Source organism: Streptomyces sp. HUAS CB01 (assembly GCF_030406905.1).
Taxonomy (GTDB): Bacteria; Actinomycetota; Actinomycetes; order Streptomycetales; family Streptomycetaceae; genus Streptomyces; species Streptomyces chengbuensis.
In genome coordinates, this window is sequence record NZ_CP129137.1 from 840,022 (window position 1) to 865,033 (window position 25,012).

The window sequence follows — 25,012 nt, forward strand, 5'->3', positions numbered from 1 at the left end:
ACGCCGCCACGATCTCCCCGAGACCGCTCGGGGCCCGTCGTCAGAGGGTGGTCCCGGGGGACGCGGCGGCACGGGCGAGGACGTCCTCGACTCCGCCGAGCAGCGCGGTCACGTCCTCGGGACCGGCGGCCCTGCGGTTGAACTCGGCCGTTCCGCCGATCTCGCCGTCGCGTTCGACCAGGCCGACGCAGGCCAGGGTGGCGGCGGGGTCGGTGCTGTACAGCTCCAGGTGGTGGGCGGGCGGTCCGGGAAGCTGGCCCACCTCGATGCCGGGCAGGCCGAGGGGGACGGCGGGGTAGTTGTGGAGGGCGAACAGGACGCTGTACGGCTGGGTCCCGCCGGTGAAGAGCTCGTCCGCGGGGAGCCGTTGGTGGCTCAGCCCGTCGGCGACCGCCCTGCGGGTGCGGTGCAGCAGCTCCACGAAGGAGGGGCGGCCGGACAGGTCGATCCTGACCGGCACGACGGTGGTGAACTGTCCGACGGCCCCTTCGAGAGGTCCGGCGAAGCGGCCGGCGGCCGGAGTGCCAACGACGGCCTCGGTGGTGCCGTCCCGGCGGGCCAGGACGACCGCCAGGGCCGCGACGAGCGTCATGAAGGGGGTGGCACCCTCCGCGGCGCCGAGGGCCAGCCCGGCTTCGAGCGGGCTGCCCGGCCCGCGGTCGATGCGTACCGGGACGTGGCCCCGCTCGAAGCCGGCGGGTGCCCGCGGCGCCGGCGGGATCCCGGCGAACGCACGGCGCCGCTCGGCCAGTTCGGCGGCGCCGTCCGGGGAGGCGAGCCAGCGCCGCTGCCAGTCGGCGTGATCGGGGAGCTGCAGCTCCGGCGGGGCGAGGCTCTCGGGGCCCTCCCGGTAGCCGGTGGCGAGGTCGTTCAGGAACACCCCCGACGACCAGCCGTCGAACACGCCCAGGTGCGACGCGAGGACGAGGACGTGGTCGTCCGGGCCGAGCGTGAGCAGCCGGAAGGCGCTGGTGCGGCCGCTCTCCAGGGACAGCGGTGTCGCGGCGCTCTCGGCGAGCTGGGCACGTACGGCGTCCCGCCGCGCCGCGGGCGTGCGGTGCGTCAGGTCCGTGCGGGTCAGCCGCAGGCACGGCTCCTCGGCCACCGTCAGCAGCGGTCGGCCGCCGTCCTCGGGCTCCGTGATCCGGCAGCGCAGGGCCTCGTGGCGGGCCAGTACGCCGGTGAGCGCCCCACGCAGCCGCCCCGTGTCGAGTCGTCCGGTGAGCCGCACGGCGTGCGAGCCGGTGCCGCTGCCGCCCGCGGTGCCCAGACGTTCGCGGCGCAGGAGCCGCGCCTGGAGTGCGGTGGCCGGGACCGGCCCCGCGCCGGAGCGCGGGGCGGGTCGGGCGGGGACGGGGGTCCGGGCGGCGAGCAGCATCCGGGCGAGCTCCCGCTTGGCCTCCGGCAGGGCGGCGAGGGCCCGGTCGACCCCGGTGCCGGCGGTCATCGCCCGCCGTCCGGCTTCTGCAGCGAGTCGAGCAGCGCGGCCGCTTCCTCGTCGCTCATGTTCTCGATCTGGTCGAAGACCGCCAGCAGCCGGTCCTGTTCGCCGGCCGCCTCGGCCCGGGCGGTGCGGACGAGGTCGGCGAGTCCGGCGACGGTCGGGCGGCTGAAGAAGTCGGCCAGCGCGATGTCGATGCCGAAGACGGCGCGGACCCGTGAGACGACGATGGTCGCCTGGAGCGAGCTGCCGCCGAGGGCGAAGAAGTCGCCCTCCACGTCCGGGCTCGTCCACTCCAGCAGCGGGGTGAGGATGTCGCGGCAGATCTGCTCCTCGACGTCGTCGCGCGGGGCGGTGCCGCCGGCTGCCTGGTCCACGGGCAGCGGCAGCGCCGCGACGTCGGCCTTGCCGTGCGGGGTGAGGGGCAGCTCGTCCAGCACGACGACCACCGGCACCATGTAGCCGGGCAGCCGGGAGGCGGCGTAGGCGCGCAGCCCCTCGGCGTCGGCGACCTCGGAGGCGTACCCGCCGGCCTGTTCGACCGTGACGTAGGCGGCGAGGACCGGCTCGCCCCCGGCGCCGGGCCGGGCGACGGCGACGGCCTGCTGCACGGAGGGGTGGCCGAGGAGCACGGCCTCGACCTCACCCGGCTCGATGCGGTGGCCGCGCAGCTTGAGCTGCCGGTCGGTGCGGCCGAGGAACTCCAGGTTCCCCCCGGGGAGCCAGCGCACGAGGTCACCGGTGCGGTAGAGCCGCTCGGTCTCGGGACCGTCGGCCCAGGGGTTGGTGACGAACCGTTCCGCCGTCAGTTCGGGCCGCCCGAGGTAGCCGCGGGCGACGCCGGGGCCGGCGACGCACAGTTCGGCCGGAACGCCGGGCGGCACGGGACGCAGCCGCTCGTCGAGGACGAACGCCTGGTGGCCGGGCATCGGGCGGCCGATCGGCGGATTGCGGTCGTAGCTGCCGGTGCAGTCCATGAGGGTGACGGCGACGGTGGCCTCGGTCGGGCCGTAGCCGTTGACGAAGCGTCGCTCCCCCGCCGTCCATTCGGCGACCAGCTTGCCCGGGAACGCCTCGCCGCCGACGGACACCAACCGCAGGGCGGGCAGGCGGGACTGGTCGAGCAGGGGCAGCAGGGCGGGCGGCAGCTCGGCCACGGTCACGGCGTCGTCGCGCATCCGGGCCTCGAGGAGGGCCGGGTCGCGGCGCTCCTCGTCGGTGGCGATGACGAGTTCCCCGCCGGCCAGCAGGGTGGTGAAGACCTCGAAGACGGAGACGTCGAAGGTGAGCGGGGCGAAGTGCAGGACGCGGTCGCCGGTGCCGATCTCGTACGCCCGGGCGATGGTGCGGGAGAAGTGGGTGACCGAGCGGTGCTCGATCATGACGCCCTTCGGGGTGCCGCTGCTGCCGGAGGTGTAGAGCACGTAGGCGAGGTCGGCGGGCGTCGACGTCGGTGCCAGGGAGGGCACTTCGCGCACCGGGGCCGTGGTGCCGGCCGTGACGAGCTCCAGCGGGACGGGCAGGTCGGCCGTGTCGTCGACGAGGGCGTGCCGGACGCCGGCGTCGGCCAGCACGGTCCTGGTGCGCTCGGCAGGGGCGGCCGGGTCGACGGGGATGTAGTGGGCACCGGCCTTGAGGGTGCCCAGCAGTGCCGCGACGGCCGCCGGGCCGCGCCCGAGGCAGACGGCGACCGGGTCGCCGTGCCGCACGCCCCGGTCGCGCAGCCGGTGGGCGATGGCCTCGGACCAGCGGTCCAGGGCCGCGTAGTCCAGTGTGGTGGCGCCGTGCCGGACGGCGACGGCGTCGGGCTGGATGGTGGCGCGCTCGCGGAAGGCGCGGTCGAGCGTGGTGGTCCAGGCGGCCTCGTCGACCGGTCCGCCGCGGGACAGCTCGCGGGCGTGCCGGGACGCGGCGGGCTCCTCGACGAGGCTGATCTCGCCGACGGGCAGGTCGGGGTCGGCGGCGACCTGCTCGATGACCCGGCGGAAGGCGGTGAGCAGCGCGGAGGCGGTGCCGTGCCGGTAGAGCGAGGTGTTGTACTCCAGGGACAGCTCCAGCCCGTCGTTCTCCCCGACGAGGAAGCTCATGTCGAACTTGGCGGCACCGTCGTGCAGTTGCTCGACGGCGAACTCCACGTCGGCGGAACGGGCGGAGTGGGCGCCCCAGTGGCCGAGGGAGGTGAACTCGATCTGGAACAGGGGGTGCCGCAGCGGGTCGCGGGCCGGCCGTACGGCGTCGACGACCTGCTCGAAGGGGAGCTCGCTGTTGGTGAAGGCGTCCATGACGGTGCCTGCCGTGCGCGCGACGAGCTCGCGGAAGGTGAGGCCGTCCCCGACCTCCGTGCGCAGGGTGATCATCTGGACGAAGCAGCCGATGACCCGTTCCAGGTCGGGGTGCGGGCGGGAGGCGCTGGCCGTGCCGACGACGACGTCCTCGGTGTGGGTCCAGTGCCGCAGCAGGGCGTTGAAGGCGGCGAGCAGGGTGGTGAAGACGGTGGTGTCGGAACTCTCGGCCACCGCCTTGAGGCGGTCCAGCAGGTCCTGTTCCAGCCGCAGGCTCAGTCCGCGGCCGTCGCCGCGGGTCTCGGGGCTGCGCGGATGGTCGGGCATGACCTCGGTGGCCTCGGCCCCGGCGAGCAGTTGCCGCCACTTGTCGGCGAGCGCCCTGCGGTGCTCGGCGTTGTCGAGCTTGGCGCGCTGCCAGGCGGCGAAGTCGGCGTACTCGACGGGCGGGGCGGCCGGCTCCGGGCGCCGGCCCCGGGCCGCCTGGGCGTAGCAGGAGGTGAGCTCCTCGGTGAAGATGCGGGTGGAACCCGGGTCCCAGACGACGTGGTGGACGACCCACAGCAGGACGTGCCGCTCGTTGGCGAGCCGCACCAGGTGGGCCCGTACGGGAGGGGCGGCGGCCAGGTCGAAGGGAGCCGACGCGCAGGAGGCGGTGAGTTCCGCGAGCTCCCGGTCCTGCTCCCCGCTCGCGCTGAGGTCGCTGGTCTGGACGCCGAGGACGAAGGCGGGCACGGGCTCCTGCCAGGGCACCCCGTCGACCTCGACGAGCCTGCTGTGCAGGACCTGGTGGCTTGCGACGACGGCGTTGACCGCCTCGTGCAGCGCGGCCCGGTCGAGCGGGCCGTCCAGCCGGACGGCGAGGGCTATGTTGTTGCGCGCCTTGCCCGCGCCCAGCCGATCGACGAACCACATCTGCTCCTGCTGGAAGGAGGCGCGGGAGCGCGGTCCGTGGTCGGCACGCTTGAGTTCGACGCGGTGGCCGACGCCGGCGGTCATCTGGTTGCGCATCCGGCCCAGCAGCCGGGAGCGCTGCCCCTGGGGCAGCCGGCCGAGCCGTTCGGCGAGGTCAGACATGGGTTCCTCCGTTGCGGTGCAGATCGGCCAGCAGCGCGGCGAGCCGGTCGGGCAGATGCTTGGCGAAGTAGTGGCGGCCGCCGGGGATCACGGCGAGCCGCAGGTCACGGGCGTACCGGCCCCACGCGCGATGGCCCTGCTCGTATCCCTGGGTGGCGTCGTCCGCGTCCCCGACGACGCAGGTGAGCGGGGTGGCGAGCGGCCGTTCGTAGCCCTGGGGCGTGCGGGCGAAGAACCGGGCGGCCTCGGTCATGTCGTGCCGGACCATCCGCATGACGGCGGTCAGGTCGCTGTCGTCGAGGACGCCGTCGAAGCCGTCCATGGCGGTGAGGTAGGTGACGAGGTCGTCGTCGCTGGAAGTGCGTTCCATCTCCAGGGCGAAGTCGGGGTCGTCCTCCGGGAGTGCGGCGGCCAGGTGGAGCGCCACGGGCCGCAGCCCGTCGCGTTCCAGCACCCGTGTGGTCTCCAGGGCGGCGACGACGCCGGCGCAGTGGCCGTAGACCGCGAACGGGCCGGTGACGGTGCGGGCGATCTCGCGGGCGGCGAGTTCGGCGAACTCGGAGACCGGGAGCATGGGGCCCGGGGCGAGGGGGTCGTGTCCGGGCGGGGACACGGCCAGCAGCTCGATGTGCGGGGGCAGTTCGGCGGCCAGCGGCTGGTAGGCGATGGCGTCGCCGCCGCCGTGGGGGAAGCACACCAGGGTCAGGGCGGCGGCACGGTCGCCCTCGGCCCGGGTGGACAGCCGGTGCAGCAGCCGGTGGGGTCCCGTCCCGTCGCCGCTGCCGCCGCCCAGTTCGGCGGCGCGGGCGGCCAGGCCGGCCGGGGTCGGGTTGCTGAACAGGTCGACCACGCGCAGTTCGTGCGCCTCCGGCAGGGCCTCGGCGACGGCGCGGACCGCGCGTACGGCGGCGAACGAGTCGCCGCCGAGGGCGAAGAAGTCGTCGTCGGCGCCGATGTCGGCGAGTCCGAGGACGTCGGCCCAGACGGCGGCGATCCGGCGGGCCGCGGGTGTCCCCCGGGCCGGGGCCGCCGTCGCGGCGGGGGATCCGGCCGAGGGAGCGGCGACGGCCCGCGGATCGGGCAGGGCCTTGCGGTCGACCTTGCCGTTGGGACTGAGCGGCAGCCGCTCCAGGACGACGAGTTCGGCGGGCACGCAGTGCGGGGGCAGCACCGTGCCGAGGGCGGTGCGCAGGGCGGCGGTGTCCGGGACCGCGCCGTCCTCCGGCACGATGTGGCCCACGAGGCGTGCCGAGTCCGCCTCCTGCCGGGCGACGACGACGGCCTCACGGACGCCGGGCAGGTCGCGCAGGGCGCCCTCCACCTCGCCGGGTTCGATGCGCAGCCCGTTGAGCTTGATGCGGAAGTCGGTGCGGCCGAGCAGTTCGACGGTGCCGTCGGGCAGATAGCGGGCGAGGTCCCCGGTCCGGTACAGCCGTTCGGTGCGCCCCGGTTCGAGCTCGACGTGGACGAACTTCTCCGCGGTCAGCTCCGGCCGGTTGAGGTAGCCGCGGGCCAGCCCGGTCCCGCCGAGGTGGAGTTCGCCGGGCACGCCGACCGGCACGAGCCGGTCCTCGGGGTCGAGGATGTACGTGCGCTGGTTGGCCATCGGCCGGCCGTACGGCAGTTTCGTCCAGCCCGGCTCGACGCGGCCCACCCGGTGCTCGACGGAGTGGATGGACGCCTCGGTCGCCCCGCCGAGCGCGGCGAACCGCAGCCCGGGGGCGAAGGCCCGGATCCGGTCGGGCTGGGTGACGGGGATCCAGTCGCCGCCGAGGAAGGCGGCCCGCAGGCCGGGCAGCGCAGGTCCGGAAGCGTGCTCCAGCTGGTCGAGGAGCAGCCCGAGCAGCGCGGGCGCGGAGTTCCACACGGTCACGCCGTGGCGCTCGATCAGCTCGGCCCAGTGGGCCGGGTCCTTGGCGGCCGCGGGATCCGGCAGGACGACCGTGCCGCCGGCCGCGAGCATGCCGAGCGTCTCGTACACGCTCATGTCGAAGCTGGGCGAGGAGAGGGCGAGGACGGCGTCGCCGGGGCCGATGCCGTAGGACCGGTTGAGGTCGAGCAGGTTGTTGACCACTCCGCGGTGTTCCAGGGCGATGCCCTTGGGCGTGCCGGTGGAGCCCGAGGTGAAGATGACGTACGCGAGGTCGCGGGAGGTGACGGGGACGGCGGGCCGGGTCGCGGGCAGCGTCTCCAGCAGCCGCCGGTCGGCGTCCAGGAGGACCCGGGCGGTGCCGGGGCCGAGCGGCAGCCGGCCCACGAGCTCCGCGTCGGAGACCACGATCGGCGGTGCCGCGTCCTCGATCAGCAGGCGCAGGCGCTCCTGCGGGTACTCGGGGTCGAGCGGCACGTAGGCCGCCCCGGCCTTGAGGACGGCGAGGATCGCGGTGATCAGTCCGGGACCGCGGCGCAGGCACAGGGCGACGGTCCGGTCGGGGCCCGCGCCCGCCTCGGTGAGCCGGTGGGCGAGCCGGTTCGCGCGCTCCTCGAGCTCCCGGTAGCTGACCGTCCAGCCGCCCAGGCCGCCGCAGACGACCGCCGCGGCGTCCGGCCGGCGGTCGGCGTGCTCCTCGAACAGCTGGTGGAGGCACGCGTCCTGGGGGAACGGGGCCCGGGTGGCGTTCCAGTCGTCGAGCGCGGCGCGGCGCTCGGCCTCGGTCAGCAGCGGGAGGTCGCGGAGCGGCGTCCCCGGGCGGTCGACGGCTCCTTCGAGGGTGGTGAGGAAGTGGCCGAGGAGCCGGTCGACGGTGGCGGCGTCGAAGAGGTCGGTGGGGTACTCCACCAGGGCGCGGACGGTGCTGCCGGTGTCGTGGACGCTGATCATCAGGTCGTACTTGGTGGCGCGGGAGGCGAAGTCGAGGGGCTCGGTGGTGAGTCCGGCGAGCGCGGGCGCGGTGTCGGGGGTCTCGTCGAGCAGGAACATCACGGAGGTGAGCGGCGGCCGGCTGGGGTCGCGCGGCAGTCCGGCCGTGTCCACGATCAGGTCGAAGGGCAGTTCCTGGTGGGCGTAGGCCTGCAGGGTGGTCTGCCGGGTGGCGCGGACGAGTCCGGCGAACGAGAGGTCTCCGGGCGCGCCGATGCGCAGCGGCAGGGTGTTGACGAAGAAGCCGACGAGGTCGCTGAAAGCGGGATGGTCGCGGCCGGACACGGACGTGCCGACGACGATGTCGTCCTGGCCGGTCCAGCGGCGCAGGGTGGCGGCGAACCCGGCCAGCAGCGTCATGTAGAGGGTGGCGCCCTCGGACTTGCCGAAGTCCCTCAGCCGGGCGATGAGCCGCGGCGGCAGCTCGATGTAGCGGGACGCTCCGGAGTGGCCGAACACGGCCGGCCGGGGCCGGTCGGTGGGCAGGTCCACGGGGCTCGCGCCGGCGAGTTCCTCGCGCCAGAAGCCGGTGAGTCGTTCCAGCCGGTCGCCGCTGATGCGGCGGCGCTGCCAGGCGGCGAAGTCCGCGTACTGGAGGGCGAGCGGGGGCAGTGGTGGGGCGTCCGCTCCGGTCCGCGCCGCGTAGGCGCACTCCAGTTCGGTGGTCAGCAGCCGCATGGACCAGCCGTCGGTGACGATGTGGTGCAGGTTGAGGACGAGGACGTGGTCGTCGGCGGCGATCCGGGCGAGCGAGGCGCGCAGCGGGATGTCCCCCGCCAGGTCGAAGGGCGCGGAGGCGTCCGCGTCGTAGAAGGCGCGCACCGCGTCCTCGTCGGGGAGTTCGGTCACCGGCAGCGGCAGCCGGTGCCCCTGCAGCACCCGGGGCACTGCCTCGGCCGCGCCCGGGACGTCCTCGTGGACGGTGCGCAGGATCTCGTGACGGTCCACGAGGTCCTGCAGCGCCCCGTGGAGGGCGGGGACGTCGAGGGGGCCGCGGATGCGGGTGGCGACCGGCACGTTGTAGGCCGGGCTGCCGGGCTGGAGCTGGTCGACGAACCACAGCCGGCGCTGGGCGAAGGAGAGCACCGGCGGCTCGGCGGGGTCCCGCGGCGCGGGCTCCGGGTCCTCCCGTACGGCGGCACGTCCCCCGTTGCGGCCCGCGAGGGCCTGGAACAGTGCCCGGCGGGACTTCGGCAGTGCGGCTATGCGTTCGGCGAGGGACTCGCTCACCTTGTGCCTCCGTGCGTGTGGTCGAGAGGAAGACGGCGGGGCGCGGCGGGGCTGTCGCCGGCCTGACGTGCGGCTGCGGAGCGGGTGCCGGCCGGGGCCGGCGCCCGCTCCGGTGCGCGGGGAGACCTACGCGCGGATCTTCGCGTCGTCCCCGGCGGACGCCGCGGGCTCGGCGCCCGGGGTGTCCTGCGCCTCGGGGCTGTCGCCGCCGGGCATCTCCTTGATGGCCGCGACGGGACCGCCGAGGAGCGTCAGACCGCCGATGGCGGTGATCGCTCCGGCGACTGCCAGGGCGCCGGTCAGGCCGAGTGCCTCGCCCAGCGCGCCGCCTGCCAGGTAGCCGAGGGACAGGGCGCCGTAGACCGCCGAGAGGGCGGTGCCGCTGACGCGTCCCATCTGCTCGTTGGGCGTGACGCCCTGGACCAGGCTGAGGACGTGGATGTCGAACATCGGGGACACGAAGCCGATGACGGCCTGGACCACGATCAGTCCGACGAAGCCGGCGACGGCGCCGCCGGTCGGGACGAGGATGTAGCCGGCGCCCAGGACGACCGCCGTCAGGACCAGGGTGCGGCCGAGCGTGAGTGCCTTGGAGACCTGCTCGGACAGCACCGCGCCGACGATCACGAAGACCGACATCACGGCGAAGGCCGCGCCCACCTGGCCGGGGCTGAGGTCGAGGACCTTGTACGCGTACACGATCAGCAGCGCGTCACCCATCGCGGCACCGAGGTTGACGACGACGTTGGCGGTGAACAGGCTGCGCAGGACGGGGGTTCCGAAGAGGGTCTTGAGGCCCTCCTTCATCTCGGCCTTGGCCGAGGCCTTCGTCTCCTCCACCTTGGAGCGGGTTTCACGGTGCCGGATGAGGAGCAGGGCGACCAGCGAGACGAGGAAGGTGAGCGCGTCCGCCGTGATCGCACGGGCGGCGCCGAGGAACTGGATCAGCGCGCCACCGGCGCCGGCGCCGACCGCCTCGGCGACGCTGCGGCTGATCTGGAGCTTGGTGTTGCCCTCGACGAGGTTGTCGGTGCCGATCAGCTGCGGCAGCCAGGACTGGTACGAGACCTCGAAGAAGGTGGTCAGGATGCCGGTGGCGCAGGCCACGACGTAGACGTGCGTCATCGTGACGGAGTCGAGTGCGAAGGCCAGCGGGATCGTGCCGAGCGCCAGGAAGCGGCCCAGGTCGGCCACGATCATGACCATGCGGCGCGAGACCCGGTCGGCGACGAGCCCGGCGACCGGGGCGAGCAGGAGGAACGGCAGGAAGCGCAGCGCGCCGAGCACGCCGACCTCGAACGCTCCCCCGTCGAGAAAGACGACCGCGAGGGTCGGCAGCGCGAGCAGCGAGATCTTGTCACCGAAGTTGCTGACGGTCTGCCCGAACCACAGGCGGTTGAAATCGGAATGCCGACCGAGTGCCATGTCGACGCCCTTTTCTGATCGGGGACGGAATTGTCGGACGGCACTGAAGCTACGGACCGGCGGTTAGTGTCCGGTTACGAATCCGGGCGGTTGGAGACCTGGCGTAGAGAGCGTATGAGAAGCGTTGTAGAACCGTGCGAGATCGGCGCTCTCGCGGGCGATCCCGGCCTCGATCCCCTCCCTCGCGACCTCGTCCGTCGCCACCGCCTCCGGCGGCTCGCCGCCGGCGAAGGGCTCGACGACGGGCGCACCGCCGTTCCGGCCTCCGGACCAGGTGCCCACCGCCCAGCCGTCGACCATGACGGTCGCGCGGATGATGCCGCCGCCCGGCCAGACGCGGCGCTCGTGGGCTGCGGGCACCGACAGGTCCCTGCGCCGGTATCCGACAAGGTAGTTGTCGAAGGCCGGCAGCAACCGCACATCGCCGCGGGGAATTTCCTCCGCGCATTCCCGCGGGGCTTCTCCGACGGCCGCCCAGGCCCTTTTGCAGACGGTGGCGCGCAATCCTGACCAGTGCGCGAAATCGGCCGCGTCCGAGGGTCCGTGTGCCCGCCGGTAGCGGCGGGCGAGTTCGTTCTCCGCGGCCTCCCCGGTCGGGGGCTGCGGGCCGCCGGCCGGCAGCCAGTCGTCGAGGAGGACGAAGGTGGCCTCGCCGTCGCGCTGAGGGCCGTGGCAGATCAGTCCGGAGAGTGCCGCGCGCCGGATGAGGTGGAACGCGGACTGGCCCGTGGACTCGACTCCCAGGGTGGTGAGGCGTGCGGTGAGTTCGGCGCGGGTGAGCGGCCCTTCGCCGTCGACGGCCTTCACGATCAGCCGGGACGCACGGTCGCACAGGGCCTCGTCCAGACCGAGTTCCCTCAGCCGGCGGGCACCGAGGGCCAGCTGGACGGGCCCGAGGAGACCGAGCAGCCAGCGGGCGTCGGCGGCCGGGACGAGCTGGAGCGTGCCGCGCATGAACCAGCCGCGTACGGCGGTCCGTTCGGAGTCCGTGGCTCGACGTACGTCCTCGGCGGTCAGCCCGTCGACGCGGGTGCGCAGGCCGAGGGCGGCGGCGCCGAGGTCCTGCGCCTGGACGGCGACGACCCGCTCCAGGGCGCCGGCGACCGTCCTCTCACGGGCCCGGCCCCCGATCGCCTGTGCGTGTGCCCTCAGCAGCCGGTCGGCGGTTCGTCGTTCCACAGTTCCTCAGTCTTTCACCGGAGTGGTCCGTGCGGACCGTCGGACACCGTCCGCGGCCGCACCTGTTCACGGCTGCCCGGCACCCACCTGGCGGCGGGCCGGCAGCCCCGTCGGCGGGCCGAGCCCGCGCCGCGCACGGGCAGGCCGGTGGGGCCCGCCCGTCGGGGACGGGCGCACCGGCCGTGACCGGCGGTTCCTTGCGCACCCGCCGGCGCAGGAAGGTGCGCCCGTGGGGTGGGGCGTCCCCCGGCCCCGATGTACCGCGGTTCCGCTGTCCCGCCCGGCCCCGCGGTTCCGCTGTCCCGCCCGGCCCGCGGGCGGACCACCGGGCATGGCTGTCGCAGCCCGGCGCGGTCCCACGCCGGCCACCGCCCAGCGCTCGCCTTCCGGCCGGCCGGCCCGACGTCGGCCTCGGCGCCGAGACCCACCGGCCCGCGTGGGGGCGAGGGCCACCGGCCAGTGCGAGAACCACCGGCCGCGGGCGACCGCGGGTCCCGCCCCGCATGGGGCGACTCCCGTCGGCGCGTGCATGGGCCCGGCTCGCGTGCGGGTGATGCCCGTTGCCCGCCCCGGCGCATCCGGCGGTCTCGGGCTCGCCGTACGGGCGCTCCCACCGTCCGCGCTCGCCACGACCGTCAGGACCCGAGCCGGAAGCCGGAGGCGCCCCGCAGCCCCGGAAACCCCAAGGTGCCCGAGAACCCCCGAGCAGCCCGGCGGCGCGGACCCTGACCGGCGCGTGCGGGGCGGCGCCAGGCGCGGTCGGTGGCGAGCCGAGGGGCGCCCGCCCGGGCCCGTTCCGTCCGGGCCCGTTCCGGGCCGGGGCTCGCCGGGCGTCACCGAGCCGGCCACCCGGCCCGGCGCCCAGGCGGCCCGTCACTGCCTGCGGCGGAGCACCGCGTAGTAGCCGGGGAGCAGCAGCGCCTCGGAGTCCGACTCGGGGTCGACGGCGTGCAGTTGCACCGCCTGGTCGTGCACGACCTCCCAGTCGTCCGCCGGGAAGGCCGCGGCGAGTTCGGGACGGGTGAAGCGGTGGGAGTGCCGTACGCCGGCCGCCTCGAGCGGGCCCACCAGGTCCTCGGCCCGGCCGCGCTTGCCGCCGACGAAGCCGAGGTAGCCGAAGGAGTTGCTGGAGTAGTCGGGTTCGTGGACGATCAGCACCCCGTCGCGGCCGAGCAACCGGCCCGCGACGGACGCGAGCCGTGCCCGGGCCGCGTCGTCGAGGACGTGGAAGACGCCACGGACGAAGATGTTGTAGGGGCCTTCGCCCAGGGCGGCGGCCTGGGCCGCGTCGGTCATGTCGACGGCGAGGTGGTCGACGTTGGCCACCCCTTCCTCGCGTGCCTCCCGGACGGCGTGCTCGATCGCGCTGGTGGACACGTCCACACCGACGACGCGCGGGTAGTGCGCGGCGAGTTCACGGCTGTAGCGGCCGTTGCCGCAGCCGAGGTCGACGACCGGCATGTCGTCCCGGAAGTGCCGCTTCGCCTGGTCGAGCAGCCAGGAGAACTCCTCGCCGCTGTCGGCGTCCCAGATGACGTCCCCGCCGCGGCCCGTGCGCTCGATGCCCGCCCAGTAGCGTTCCCAGGCGTCTCCGGTGTCCCGTTCCCCGGCGGCTTCGGCGAGGGCCGCCTCCTCGCCGGGCGGCGGCGAGTGCCGCTCCCAGGCGTCCTCCTCGCCCAGTGACTCGATGAGCGCGACGAAGTCCTCGAACATGCCCTCGATCAGCCCGTCCGGGTACACCGCGGGGAGGTGGTCCCAGTTGAAGGTGAGACCGCCCGCCTTCTCGAACACCTGGAAGTCCAGCGAGACCTGCGGGGTCTGGGAGATGCCGTAGACGGGCACTCCGAGTTCGTTCTGCTCGTAGTTGGGCGGGTGGCCGGCGAGGCTGGTCATCACGACGGGCATCGCCGGGGCGAGGGTGCCGCGCAGTTTCGTCAGCTCCCGGAGGACCTGGACGCCGCTGAAGTAGCGGTGCTCCAGGTCGGCCCACAGGCGCCGCTGGAGGTCCTGGGCGCGGCCGGCGAAGGTCGAGGCCCGGTGTTCGACGGCCAGCAGCAGGGTCGTCGTGGTGTCCGCCAGCAGGGAGTTGACCTGCGGATGCAGCGGAAGCCGGTTGAAGAGCGGGAAGTTGACGGTGAACCGGGCCTGCCCGGAGGCCCTGCCGAGGATCTCGGCGTAGGCGGCGGCGAGCACTCCCGACGGGGTGACCTTGCGGTCACCGGCCCGCTCCTGGATGCGGTTCCACAGGTCGGTGGGGACGACGTGGCTGAGCCGCTCGAAGCGCACCGGGAGCTCCGGGGCGTCGGCCGGGCGCTCGGGGAGCTCCGGCGCGGGCGGCAGCCCGGCGAGGCGGTCCCGCCAGTACCACTCCGAGCGGCGGTAGAGCTCGCTGTCCCGCAGGGAGTTGCCGACGGCCAGCACGTAGTCGCGGAACGTCAGCTCCAGCGGAGGGAGTTGGGCCGACGGGTCGGCGTAGTAGGCGACGAGGTCCGGCACGAGGACCTGGAAGTAGCTCCAGGCGTCGGCGACCAGGAAGTCGAGGCAGAGGTGGATCCGGGCGCGACCGTCGCCGAGCAGGCTGATCCGTACGTCGAACAGGGGCCAGCTGTCGGCGTCGAGGACCTGGTGGGCCAGCCGTTCGCGCAGGGCGGCGAGTTCGGCCTCGCGGGCGTCCGCGTCCAGCGCGCCGAGGTCGGTGACGGGGATGTCGTGGTCGGGCACCTCCTCGTACACCTGCTGGGTGCCGTCGGGGAGGATGCGGGTGCGCAGGGCGTCGTGGCGCTCGACGAGGCGGCGCCACGCGGTCTCGAAGCGGGGTACGTCGAGGCGCTCGCTGTCCCACTCGAAGTAGCCGTGGCAGCCGACGTTGCCGAGGTCGACGAGTCCGCCGCGGCCGATCCACAGCGCCTGCTGGCTCTCCGTCAGCGGGAAGGGCGCGAAGCGGGCGGCCGGATCGGGCACGATGGCGGGCAGTCCGCCGAAGCCGTCCCGTCCGCCCTCGCGCCGGGTCACGACGATCTCGCCCAGTTCGGCGACGGTCGGGCGGGAGGACAGGTCGGACAGGCTGAGTTCGACGCCGTAGCGCCGGCGGATCTCGTCGATCAGCTGGAAGGCGAGCAGCGAATGGCCGCCGAGGTCGAAGAAGTTGTCGTGGATGCCGACGACCTCGGTACGGAACGCCCCGGCCCACAGCCGGACCAGCCCGTCCTCGATCTCGTTGCGCGGGGGCTCGTAGCCGGTGCTGACGCCGTCGTGGGGCTCGGGCGGCTCGGGAAGGGCGCGCCGGTCGACCTTGCCGTTGGCCAGGCGGGGCAGGGCGGACAGGACGACGACGCCGGACGGCACCATGTAGTAGGGCAGGGTGCGGGCCACGGCGGCCCGGATGTCGGCGGGACGGGGGTCCGTGCCGGGTTCCGCTGCGACGTACGCCACCAGCCGCCGGTCGTCGGCGGCGCGCTCCTGGACGACCACCACGGCCTCGGTGACGCCGTCGACACGGGCCACATGGGTCTCGACCTCGCCCAGTTCCACCCGGAAACCGCGGATCTTCACCTGGGCGTCGGAGCGGCCGAGGAGTTCGACGGCGCCGTCCTCGCGGCGGCGCGCCAGGTCCCCGGTGTCGTACAGCACCGGATGCGGGTCGCCGTCGACGACGACGCCGGTGCGGAACTTCGCGGCGGTGAGGTCGGGGCGGCCGTGGTAGCCGGCGGCCACGCCGGCACCGGAGACGTGGAGCCGTCCCACCTCGCCGTCGGCGACCGGGCGGTCGTGCTCGTCCAGCAGGTGCACCCGCATGTTGGCGATGGGAACGCCGACGGGGACCTGACGGGCGGCACGGATCGCCTCGGGCGTGGCCTGGCTGGTGAAGTCGACGCCCGCGCCGAGGTCGAGGCAGGTCAGGACGTTGGTCGTCTCCGTGGTTCCATACGTCATCACGACCCGGAACGGTGTGTCGGTGGGCGGCCAGGAGTGCACGCGCTCCGCCGTCGTCACCAGGACGCGCAGCGCGGAGTCCGCGGGCCAGTCGAGTGCCCAGACGGGCTCGGCGAGAGCGGCGACCAGCATGGTGTGGGTGATGCGCTCGGCGACGAGCCAGTCGCGGATCTGCTCCGGTGTCTGCGCCCGGCCCGCCTCGGGAATGTGGACGGCGGCGCCGAGGGGCAGATAGGGCAGCCATTCCATGATCTGCACGGCGAAGCCCGGTGTCGACATCCAGGACGCCCGGTCCCCGGGGCGCACCCCGTAGGCGCGGGCGGTCCAGTGCACCAGGTTGGTGAGCGCGCCGTGCCGCTCCAGGACGGCCTTGGGGGTTCCGGTGGACCCGGAGGTGTAGATGAGGTGGCTGACGGTGTCGGGTCCGGTGGCCACCCCGACCGGGGTGCCCGGCCGGTCGAGACCGGCGGTGGCGACCTCGGCACGGGCCGTGTCCCCGGGCAGGCGTGCGGCGGTCTCGGGGGGCGCGAGCACCAGCAGGGGCCCGGCGTCGGCGATCATCGCGGTGAGCCGCTCGTCGGGGTTGACCGGGTCGAGCGCCACGATCGCGGAGCCCGTCTTCAGGATCGCGAGGGATCCGACGACGTAGTCGGCGCCGCGCGGATAGCACAGGCCGATCCGCTCACCGGGTCCGGCGCCCCGGGCGATCAGGGCGTGCGCGAGCCGGTTGGTGGCGGTCTCCAGCTCCTCGAACGTCCAGACCCGGCCGCCGTGCACGAGGGCCGGGGCCGCCGGGGTACGGGCGGCCTGTGCGGCGAGGAGCTCCGCATAGCCGGTGCGGGGGAAGTCCGTGTCGGTGCGGTTGAAGTCGGTCAGTGCGGTGGTCACAGCGCGGCCCTTTCTCGGGGTGCGGGGACTCGGCTGCGCAGCAGCCGCACCGGGAGGCTCCTGATGCCCCAGGTGAAGTTGGACGAGTTGAAGAGCGCGGGCCCGGTCAGTTCGAACCCGTCGAGCGTGCCGAGCATCTCGGTGAGCAGGGCGCCGAGTTCGAAGCGGGCGAGGCGGGCCCCGAGGCAGAGGTGCCGTCCGTGGCCGAAGGCGACGTGCCGGTTCGGCCGCCGGTCGACGCGGAAGGAGTGCGGGTCGGTGAAGACGTCCTCGTCGCGGTTGGCGGAGACGTTCCACAGCGTGACGCGGTCGCCGGCGGCGATGCGCGTCCCGTTGACCTCCGTGTCGCGCAGGGCGGTCCGCAGGGCGTGCACACCCGGTGTGGTCCAGCGCAGGATCTCCTCGACGGCCGGGGCGATCCCGGCGGGCCCCAGGCTCCGCAGCAGCTCCCACTGTTCCGGCAGCTGCGCGAACATGTGCACCGCACCGGCGGCCGAGTAGCGCGTGGTCTCGTTGGCACCGGAGAGCACGCCGTTGCAGTTGAAGACGATCTCCTCGTCGCTGAGGGGCCGTTCGGTGCCGTCGCCCTCGTCGACGAGGGTGTCGTGGGCGATCTGGCTGACCAGGTCGTCACCCGGGCGGGCCCGCCTCTCGGCCAGCAGTTCCATGAAGTACAGGAAGATCTCCGAGTGGGCGTTGCTGCGCACGGAGTCGTCCGGGGAGTCGAACGCGTCGGTGGTGAGCGCCCCGATCCAGGACCAGTCGGCGCGGGGGATGCCCATCATGGCGCAGACCACCCTGTTGGGGAGCTGCTTGGCCAGGTCGATGAAGTCCAGTTCGTCCAGTTCGGTGGCCTCGGCGACGAGTTCGGCGACGACACGCGTGACGAGGGCTTCCAGCCGGGGCATCTGCTGGGGCCCGAACGCCTGGTAGAGGGCCCGCTTCAGCCGGGTGTGGTGGGGGGCGTCGGAGACGATCAGCATGCGCTGGCTGACGGCGGTGACGGCGGCGGGGTCGCTGCCGAGCCGCATGCCCTGTGCGGAGCTGAACGTGTCGCTGTCGGCGTACACCCGCACGATGTCGCGGTGCTTGCTGAGCACCCAGAAGTGATCCCCGCCGTCGGGTCCGGGGTGCCGGTGGACGGGGTCGTTGGCGCGCAGCCAGGTGAACACGGGCCAGAAGTCGTTGCGTCCGAAGGGCCCCGGGTCGAGCAGGTCGATGTGCATCTCAGGCTCCTTCGCCCGCGGCCGTGGCGGCGCGGGCGGCGGCGGTCGCGTCGCGGACGCTGCGGGGGCGGGTGTCGGTCCAGCGCGTGTCCACATGGGCCACGCACTCGTCCTCGCTGCCGCTGAACCCGGCCGGCGTCCAGCCGTCGGGCACCTCGCGTGCCGCGGGGTAAAGGGCGTACTGCTCCTCGTCGTTGACGAGGACCTGATGGGTCGTGGGCACGGCGTCCTCCGGGCTCGGGCGGTGCTGCGGGAAGCTGCGGGAAGCGGACTGCGCTGTCGGCGGATCACCCGCCGGTCACGCGGTGGTGACGGCCGCGGTCGTGTCGTCCCGCAGCAGTGAGGCGAGGTGTTCCAGGACCGCCGCGGGGCGCCGCAGCACGGCGTGGTGGCCGCCCTCGACGCGGTGCACCCGGAAGCCGGCCGTGGTGACGGCTGCCCAGCCGGCCAGGTCCCCGACGGTGACGGTCTCGTCGCCGGCCGCGCTCCAGGCGTGCACCGGCACGCGCAGCGGGTCGCCGGGCGTGTGGGTGTAACTCAGCGACAGCACGGCGTCCTTGCGGAGCATCGCGACCATCAGGGCCCGGGTGTCCTCGTCGAGGAACGCCGGGTCGAGCCCGGCCGTGTCGAAGAGCTTGTCCAGTTCCTCGTCGTCCTCGACGATGCCCCGCCCGGCGCCGTCCCAGTGCCCGGGCGCGCGGCAGGCGCTGACCACGAGGACGTCGGGCGTCACCCGGCGGGCGATCTCGTAGCCGAGGAGACCGCCGAAGCTGTGGCCGAAGACCACCAGCCGGCGGCCGCCCGCGACGATCGGGCGCAGCTCGCCGGTGATCGCCTCGACGGCCTCGCCGAAGGTCTCCGGCATCGGCTCGCGCCAGCGGTTCTCGCGTCCGGGCAGTTGCACGCCGTGGACCTGGCCGACTCCGGCGAGGGCCTTGGCCCAGGCACGGAACTGCTGGCAGCCCGCGCCGGCCTGCGGCAGGCAGAGCAGTGCGGGAAGGTTCCCGTCGTCCGGGCCGGTGGGCCAGGTGGAGATCCAGCTTCCCATGGCTCAGGCCCCCTCGGCGGTGCGCAGCGTGGTGTCCGGTGCCCCGGACTCCGCGGCGAGGCGGTCGAGTTCGGCGGCGACATCGGCGACGGTGGGCCGGGTGAGGAGCGTTCCGAGCGTGAGGCGCAGCCCGGTCGTCCGCCGCAGGTCCGCGACGACGCGGGCCGCGGCGAGCGAGTGTCCGCCCAGTTCGAAGAAGTCGGCGTCCGGTCCGGGGATCTCGCGCTCCAGGGCCTCGGCCCAGACCGCCATGACGTCGCGCTCCCGCGCGGTGGCGCTGTCCGTCCCCTCCTCCTGGGCGGGCGCGGCGAGCAGGCGGGCGAGCTCGCCGCGGTCGGCCTTGCCCGTGGCCAGGGTGGGGACACGGTCGACGACCCGGACCGTCGTGGGCACCGCCGCGTCCGGCAGCAGCTTGGCGCAGTGCCCGGTCACGGAGCCCGCCAGGTCCCCGCCCGCTCCGGGGGCGGCGACCACCGCGAGCCCCAGGGTGCCGCCCGGGCCGAGGACGCAAGCGGCGGCGGCGACCACCTCGGGGAGTTCGGCGGCGACCCGCTCGACCTCGCCCAGTTCGATGCGGTGGCCGCGGATCTTCACCTGGTCGTCGCGCCGGCCGCGGTACTCCAGTTCGCCGCCGGGCCGGCGGAGCACGACGTCCCCGGTGCGGTACATCCGGGCGCCGCCGCCCTGGAACGGGTCGGGCAGGAACCGGGCGGCGGTGAGCCCCGGCCGGTTGCGGTAGCCGCGGGCCACGGCGGGTCCGCCGAGGTAGAGCTCGCCCTCCGTGCCTTCCGCGACCGGGATCAGGTCGTCGTCGAGCACATAGGCGCGGTAGTCCGGCAGTGGCCGTCCGATGGCGCTCACGTCGTCACCCCGCTCGCTGTCGGCCCAGGTGGCCGCGATGGTCACCTCCGTCGGGCCGTACACGTTGAGCAGCCGCCGGCCGCGGGAGAAGCGCTCGGCGAGAGCGGCCGGGCACTGCTCACCGGCGACCACGACGGCCTCGGCCCCGGTCAGCGCCCCGCCGTGGGCGGCGAGCAGCGACGGGGTGAGGGAGGCGGTGCGCAGTCCGGCGGGGATCGGTTCGCGGCCGGCGTCGGCGGCCCGCCGCAGCCCGTCGAGGGACAGGTCCACCAGGGCGACGCCCTGGCCGTGCACGAGGTACAGCAGGGTGCACCACAACCAGCCGTCGAAGGCGGGCGAGACGGCGTTCAGGCCCAGTCCGCCGGGCGGCAGGCCGAGTCCGGCGAGGGCGCGCACGAAGACGTCGAGGCCGCGGTAGGTGACCTCGACACCCTTGGGGCGGCCGGTGGTGCCCGAGGTGTAGATGACGTACGCGCAGGTGTCCGGCCCCGGCGTCGCCACGTCGAGCGGGCCGGTCGCGGCGCTCACCCGGCAGGCGGGGCCCACCGGGTCGAGGGTGCGGACGCCGGTGACGTCCAGCCCGGCGGGCACCTCCGTGGCGACCAGGACGGCGACGCCGGAGTCGCGCAGTACGGACGCGAGCCGTTCGACGGGGTGCCCGGGGTCCAGCGGCACGGCCGTGGCGCCGAGGCTCCACACGGCCAGCAGCGCGGGCACGCTGTCCCGGGACCGTCCGAGGAGCAGGCCGACGGCGGTCTCGGGACCGGCCCCGGCGCCGGACAGCGCGGCGGCGATGGCCGCGGTGCGTGCGGTGAGTCCGGCGTGGCTCAGCTCGCCGTCCTCGGCGCTGACCGCAGGGTCGCCGGGCCGTTCGCGGGTCCAGCGCTCCAGTGCCGCGAACAGGGGCGGCGGGGTGGTGTCCGGCCGCGTGGGGGCGGGGTGGGCGGTCATGCGTCGTTCCTCTCCTGGCCGTTGTCGACGGCCGGCGCGGTGGCACGCAGACGCGGGCCGACCACCTGGCCGCCGGACGCCTGGGGCAGCTGCATCGACTTGGTCTCGAGGAAGGCCTCCAGTCCGGCGGCGCCGCACTCGCGGCCGATGCCGGACTGCTTGAACCCGCCGAACGGGGCGGCGGGGTTGAACGAGCCGCCGTTGACGTCGACGAGGCCGGTACGGAACCGGCGTGCCACGCGCTCGGCCCGGGCGTCGTCGCCCGACCAGACCGCGCCGTGCAGTCCGTAGCGCGTCCCGTTGACGATCCGTACGGCCTGGTCCTCGTCGTCGTAGGGGATGACGCACAGCACCGGCCCGAAGATCTCCTCCTGCGCGACGGTGGTCAGCGGGTCGACGTCGGCGAAGATCGTGGGGCGGACGTAGTAGCCGGTGTGCAGGCCGTCGGGCCGGCCGGCGCCGCCGTGGACCAGCCGGGCGCCGCCCTCCGTCACGCCGCGGCGTATGTACTCGGCCACGCGGGCGTGCGCGGCGGCGGACACCAGCGGGCCCAGGTCCGTCGCGGGGTCGCGGGGGTCGCCGGTCACGTAGCCGTCCATGATCCGGCCGGCGAGTTCCACGGCTTCGTCCTGGCGCTCCCGGGGCACGAGCAGCCGGCTCCACTGCAGGCAGGTCTGGCCGGTGTTGAACAGCACCTGGTCGACCGTGGCGCCGACGGCGGCGCCGAGATCGGCGTCGTCCAGGACGAGGCTCGCGTTCTTGCCGCCGAGCTCCAGGTGGATCCGCTTGACCCCGTCGGCGCCCAGGGCCGACACCTGACGCCCGGCGCGGGTGGACCCGGTCAGGGACACCACGTCGACGAGGGGATGGGAGACGAGCGCGGTACCGAGGGTGTCACCGGTGCCCACGACCATGTTCACCACACCGGGCGGCAGGTCGGCCTCGGCGAACACCTCGGCGAGGAGCCGGGCGTGCAGCGGAGTGAGTTCGCTGGGCTTGTGCACGACGGTGCAGCCTGCCGCGAGGGCGGGCAGCAGCTTCTGCACCGTGAGCAGCAGCGGCACGTTCCACGGGGTGATGCAGGCGGCGACACCGGCCGCCTCACGCACCACCAGAGAGTGGCCCACCCTCTCCTCGAAGCCGTAGGAGGCGGCGGTCTCCACGCAGTGCGCGGCCATGCCCACGGCCAGCCCGACCTGGGTCTGCAGCGCCACGCGGGTGGGAGCACCCACCTCGGCGGTGATGATCCGGGCGAACTCCTCGGCGCGGCGCTCCAGTCCCTCCACCACGCGGCGCAGCAGTCCGGCCCGTTCCCGCACGGGCGTGGCGGCCCAGCCGGGAAAGGCGCGGGCGGCGGCGCGTACGGCGAGGTCGGCGTCGCGCGGGGTGCCCGCGGGCACGGTGGCGAGGGGTCGTTCGGTGCCGGGGTCGGTGACGACGAGGCGGCCGTCGGCGTCGGAGGCCGTCCAGCGGCCGCCGATCCACTGGTCGTCGTGGCGGGGCGGCAGGGCGGGTGCGGGCGGCTCGGCCGATGGTGAGGCGGAGTCCTGCGGCACGGTCAGCACGGTCACGGTGGATTCCTCACTGGGATGGCTCGGTCACTGGGTTCGCGCGGGCGGGACGAGTCCCGGGGCAGCCGTGGGGGGCAGGGGCCCGGCCCGGAGGCCGGCCGTGGGGGCGGCAAGGCCCAGGGCGGCTGCCCGGGCGTCGGGCCGGGCCCGCCGTACGGCCCGCGGGCGGAGCCCCGGGAGCGCCGCGGCCGTCATCGGTGCGGTGTGCGGCGGGGGGACGGCGGCCCGGGCGGGCAGCATCGCGTGCAGCAGCCGGTCGGTCTCCCGGGACGGGGCCACCGCGAGGTCGTCCCGCAGCCGGCGGGCGCACAGCTCGTACCAGCGGCGCACGCAGGCGTGTTCGCCGCGCACGCCGTGCGCCGCCATGAGGGCCCGGTACGTCTCCTCGTGGTGACGGTCGATGCCGAGGGTGCGGCGGCAGACCTCGATGAGGTCCGGGAAGTCCTCGCGCTCGGCGGCGTCGGCGCGCAGCACGTCCAGGGCTCGCAGGGCCAGCGACCGCAGGTACTCGCGGTGTTCGGCGACCCAGTCGGCGCACTCGCCGCGGAGGAACTCGCCGCCGTACAGGGCGACGGCGGACCGCAGCCGCTCGCGGGCGAGGGCCCGGTCGCCGGACGCGGCGGCCCGCAGACCGGTGTGGGCGAGCTCCTGGAAGCGGTCCACGTCCGACCAGAGGTCGGCGATGTCGAGGGCGTAGCCGAAGTCGCGGTAGTGCAGCCGGATTCCGGACTCGCCGGGTCCGTCGGGGTGGGCGTCGAGGACCCGGCGCAGTGCGTGCGCCGCGACCTTCAGCGAGCTGTCGCCGGCCGCCCCGTCGGAGCCGGGCCACAGTGCCTCGTACAGCCGGTCGCGGGTGAGGGTCTGGCCGCGGTGGATGACGAGGTACTGGAAGAGGCCCCGCGCCTTTCCGGCGCGCCAGCGGCGCACCGGGTCGCCGTTCACGGTCAGCTCGAAGTCGCCGAGGAAGCGGATGCGTACCGCATGCCGTGCGATTCCGGTCACCGCGGTGGTCATCGCTTCCTCCTGGGGTCCGCCGCACGCCGTTCTGCCTGCGGCGATTGTGTTCCCGGGGTCTACATCCGGCCTATACCGGCCGGATAGCGCCTCTGTAGTTCCGTCATAGAGCGGCCGCGCACACTGAGGCCTCGACGGTCCCGGCCGGCGCCGGAGTTCAGGCCCTGCCCGGTCGGTCGAGCCGCGTCCGGCCCGCCTCTCCGCCGGCTCCCGGGCGCCCGACCGCGACACCCGACTCCGAAATGAGGGCTGCTCCATGACCAGCACCGACACCCGACTGAAGAAGGTCGTCATCCTGGGCGGCGGCACGGCCGGCTGGATGACGGCCGCGTATCTCGGCAAGGCTCTCCAGGGAACGGTCGACATCACGGTGCTGGAGGCGCCGACGATTCCGCGGATCGGGGTCGGCGAGGCGACCGTGCCCAACCTGCAGCGCGCGTTCTTCGACTACCTCGGCATCCCCGAGGACGAGTGGATGCGGGAGTGCAACGCCAGCTTCAAGATGGCCGTGCGGTTCGTGAACTGGCGGACCGAGGGCCAGGGCGAGTCGACGGCCAGGACACTGCCCGACGGCCGGCCCGACCACTTCTACCACCCGTTCGGTCTGCTGCCCGACTACGACCAGACGCCGCTGTCGCACTACTGGTTCAAGCGCAAGTACGAGGGCCGCACCACGGAGCCGTTCGACTACGCCTGCTTCCGCGAGCCCCCGATCATGGACGCGATGAAGGCGCCGCGCTGGCTCGACGGGCGCTCGGCCACCCGCTACGCCTGGCACTTCGACGCCCAGCTCGTGGCCGACTTCCTGCGCCGCTTCGCCATCGAGAAGCAGAGCGTCCGCCACGTCGAGGACGAGATGACCGAAGTGGTCCAGGACGAGCGGGGCTTCGTCACCTCGCTGCGGACGAAGGGCGGCAAGGACCTGGACGCCGACCTCTTCGTGGACTGCTCCGGCTTCCGCGGGCTGCTGATCAACAAGGCGATGGCCGAGCCGTTCATCGACATGAGCGACCACCTGCTGTGCGACAGCGCGGTCGCCACCGCCGTCCCGCACGACGACGAGGCCGGCGGCGTGGAGCCGTACACCTCGGCGATCGCGATGTCCTCGGGCTGGGCGTGGAAGATCCCGATGCTGGGCCGATTCGGCACCGGCTACGTGTACTCCGGCAAGTTCACCGACCAGGACGAGGCGACGGCCGAGTTCGCCGCGATGTGGGGTCTGGACCCGGAGAAGACGGCGTTCAACCACATCCGTTTCCGGGTGGGGCGCAACCGCCGGGCCTGGGTGAAGAACGTGGTCAGCATCGGGCTGTCCTCGTGCTTCCTGGAGCCGCTCGAGTCCACCGGCATCTACTTCATCACCGCGGCCATCTACCAGCTCGCCAAGCACTTCCCCGACGCGACCTTCAACGAGGGTCTGATCGACGCCTTCAACCGCGAGATCGAGGTGATGTTCGACGACACCCGCGACTTCATCCAGGCGCACTTCTTCTACGCCCCGCGCAACGACACGCCCTTCTGGCAGGCGAACAAGAAGCTGACCCTGCCCGACAACATCCAGCAGAAGATAGCGGCGTACCGCGCCGGGCTGCCCATCAACTCCCCCATCACCGACGAGTCGACGTACTACGGCAACTTCGAGGCCGAGTTCCGCAACTTCTGGACCAACGGCAGCTACTACTGCATCTTCGCCGGCCTGGGCCTGGAGCCGGACGCGCCGCTCCCGGCGCTGGCCTACAAGCCGGAGTCCGTGGCGGGCGCCGAACCGCTGTTCGAGACGGTCAAGCGTCAGCAGCAGAACCTGCTGGAGACGCTGCCGAGCGCCTACGAGTACCTGACGCGACTGCACTCGTAGGCCGACCGGGGGCGGGGGCTCCACTCCCCCGGCCCCCGCCCCGACCCCCTCCAGGCTCCGCAAGCACCCCGGCACGGACCCGGGCCGATCCAGGGCCCGGTCCGGCGCCGCTCCCACGGCCCGGTGCCCGGCGCACGTCCGCCGGGCACCGGGCCGCACTGCTTCGTCATC

At 74.1% G+C, this 25,012-nt stretch carries 12 protein-coding genes and 1 pseudogene; 1 reads left to right on the forward strand and 12 read right to left on the reverse strand.

Annotated features, from left to right (window positions below):
• Positions 1-40 precede the first annotated feature (40 nt).
• The 12 genes and pseudogenes from QRN89_RS03745 to QRN89_RS03800 all read right to left on the reverse strand — a co-directional run bounded on the left by QRN89_RS03745 (position 41) and on the right by QRN89_RS03800 (position 22,986).
• A complete protein-coding gene (locus QRN89_RS03745) occupies positions 41-1,447 on the reverse strand; it encodes a condensation domain-containing protein (protein ID WP_290347909.1) in 1,407 nt (468 codons plus the stop codon).
• On the reverse strand, positions 1,444-4,800 hold the full coding sequence (locus QRN89_RS03750; protein ID WP_290347910.1) for a non-ribosomal peptide synthetase: 3,357 nt from the start codon (positions 4,798-4,800) through the stop codon (positions 1,444-1,446). The genes QRN89_RS03745 and QRN89_RS03750 overlap by 4 nt, the downstream gene beginning before the upstream one ends.
• A complete protein-coding gene (locus QRN89_RS03755; protein WP_290347912.1) occupies positions 4,793-8,890 on the reverse strand; it encodes a non-ribosomal peptide synthetase in 4,098 nt (1,365 codons plus the stop codon). The genes QRN89_RS03750 and QRN89_RS03755 overlap by 8 nt, the downstream gene beginning before the upstream one ends.
• Positions 8,891-9,016: 126 nt before the next feature.
• On the reverse strand, positions 9,017-10,315 hold the full coding sequence (locus tag QRN89_RS03760) for an MFS transporter (protein ID WP_290347913.1): 1,299 nt from the start codon (positions 10,313-10,315) through the stop codon (positions 9,017-9,019).
• 63 nt (positions 10,316-10,378) lie between these two features.
• Positions 10,379-11,494: a winged helix DNA-binding domain-containing protein gene (locus QRN89_RS03765; protein WP_290347914.1), complete on the reverse strand. Its 1,116-nt coding sequence runs from the start codon at positions 11,492-11,494 to the stop codon at positions 10,379-10,381.
• A gap of 873 nt (positions 11,495-12,367) precedes the next feature.
• Positions 12,368-16,315 carry a non-ribosomal peptide synthetase gene (locus tag QRN89_RS03770; RefSeq protein ID WP_290347915.1) on the reverse strand — a complete coding sequence of 1,316 codons (3,948 nt, stop codon included), beginning with the start codon at positions 16,313-16,315 and terminating at the stop codon, positions 12,368-12,370.
• Positions 16,312-17,541, reverse strand: a complete 1,230-nt coding sequence (locus QRN89_RS03775) for a cytochrome P450 (protein ID WP_290347916.1) — start codon at positions 17,539-17,541, stop codon at positions 16,312-16,314. The genes QRN89_RS03770 and QRN89_RS03775 overlap by 4 nt, the downstream gene beginning before the upstream one ends.
• 1 nt (position 17,542) lies before the next feature.
• Positions 17,543-17,767 (reverse strand): annotated as a pseudogene (locus tag QRN89_RS03780) (MbtH family protein); the annotation flags it as partial.
• A gap of 72 nt (positions 17,768-17,839) precedes the next feature.
• Positions 17,840-18,589, reverse strand: a complete 750-nt coding sequence (locus tag QRN89_RS03785; protein ID WP_290347917.1) for a thioesterase II family protein — start codon at positions 18,587-18,589, stop codon at positions 17,840-17,842.
• Between the two features lie 3 nt (positions 18,590-18,592).
• Positions 18,593-20,401 (reverse strand): amino acid adenylation domain-containing protein, encoded by a 1,809-nt coding sequence (locus tag QRN89_RS03790; protein WP_290347918.1) that lies wholly within the window; start codon positions 20,399-20,401, stop codon positions 18,593-18,595.
• Complete coding sequence (locus tag QRN89_RS03795) at positions 20,398-21,909, reverse strand: aldehyde dehydrogenase family protein (RefSeq protein ID WP_435833295.1); 1,512 nt, start codon at positions 21,907-21,909, stop codon at positions 20,398-20,400. The genes QRN89_RS03790 and QRN89_RS03795 overlap by 4 nt, the downstream gene beginning before the upstream one ends.
• Positions 21,910-21,999: 90 nt before the next feature.
• Positions 22,000-22,986 carry an AfsR/SARP family transcriptional regulator gene (locus tag QRN89_RS03800; RefSeq protein WP_290347920.1) on the reverse strand — a complete coding sequence of 329 codons (987 nt, stop codon included), beginning with the start codon at positions 22,984-22,986 and terminating at the stop codon, positions 22,000-22,002.
• A gap of 256 nt (positions 22,987-23,242) precedes the next feature.
• Between QRN89_RS03800 and QRN89_RS03805 the strand changes: the two genes are divergently transcribed.
• Positions 23,243-24,841, forward strand: coding sequence for a tryptophan halogenase family protein (locus tag QRN89_RS03805; protein ID WP_290347921.1), 1,599 nt, complete (start codon positions 23,243-23,245; stop codon positions 24,839-24,841).
• Positions 24,842-25,012 lie beyond the last annotated feature (171 nt).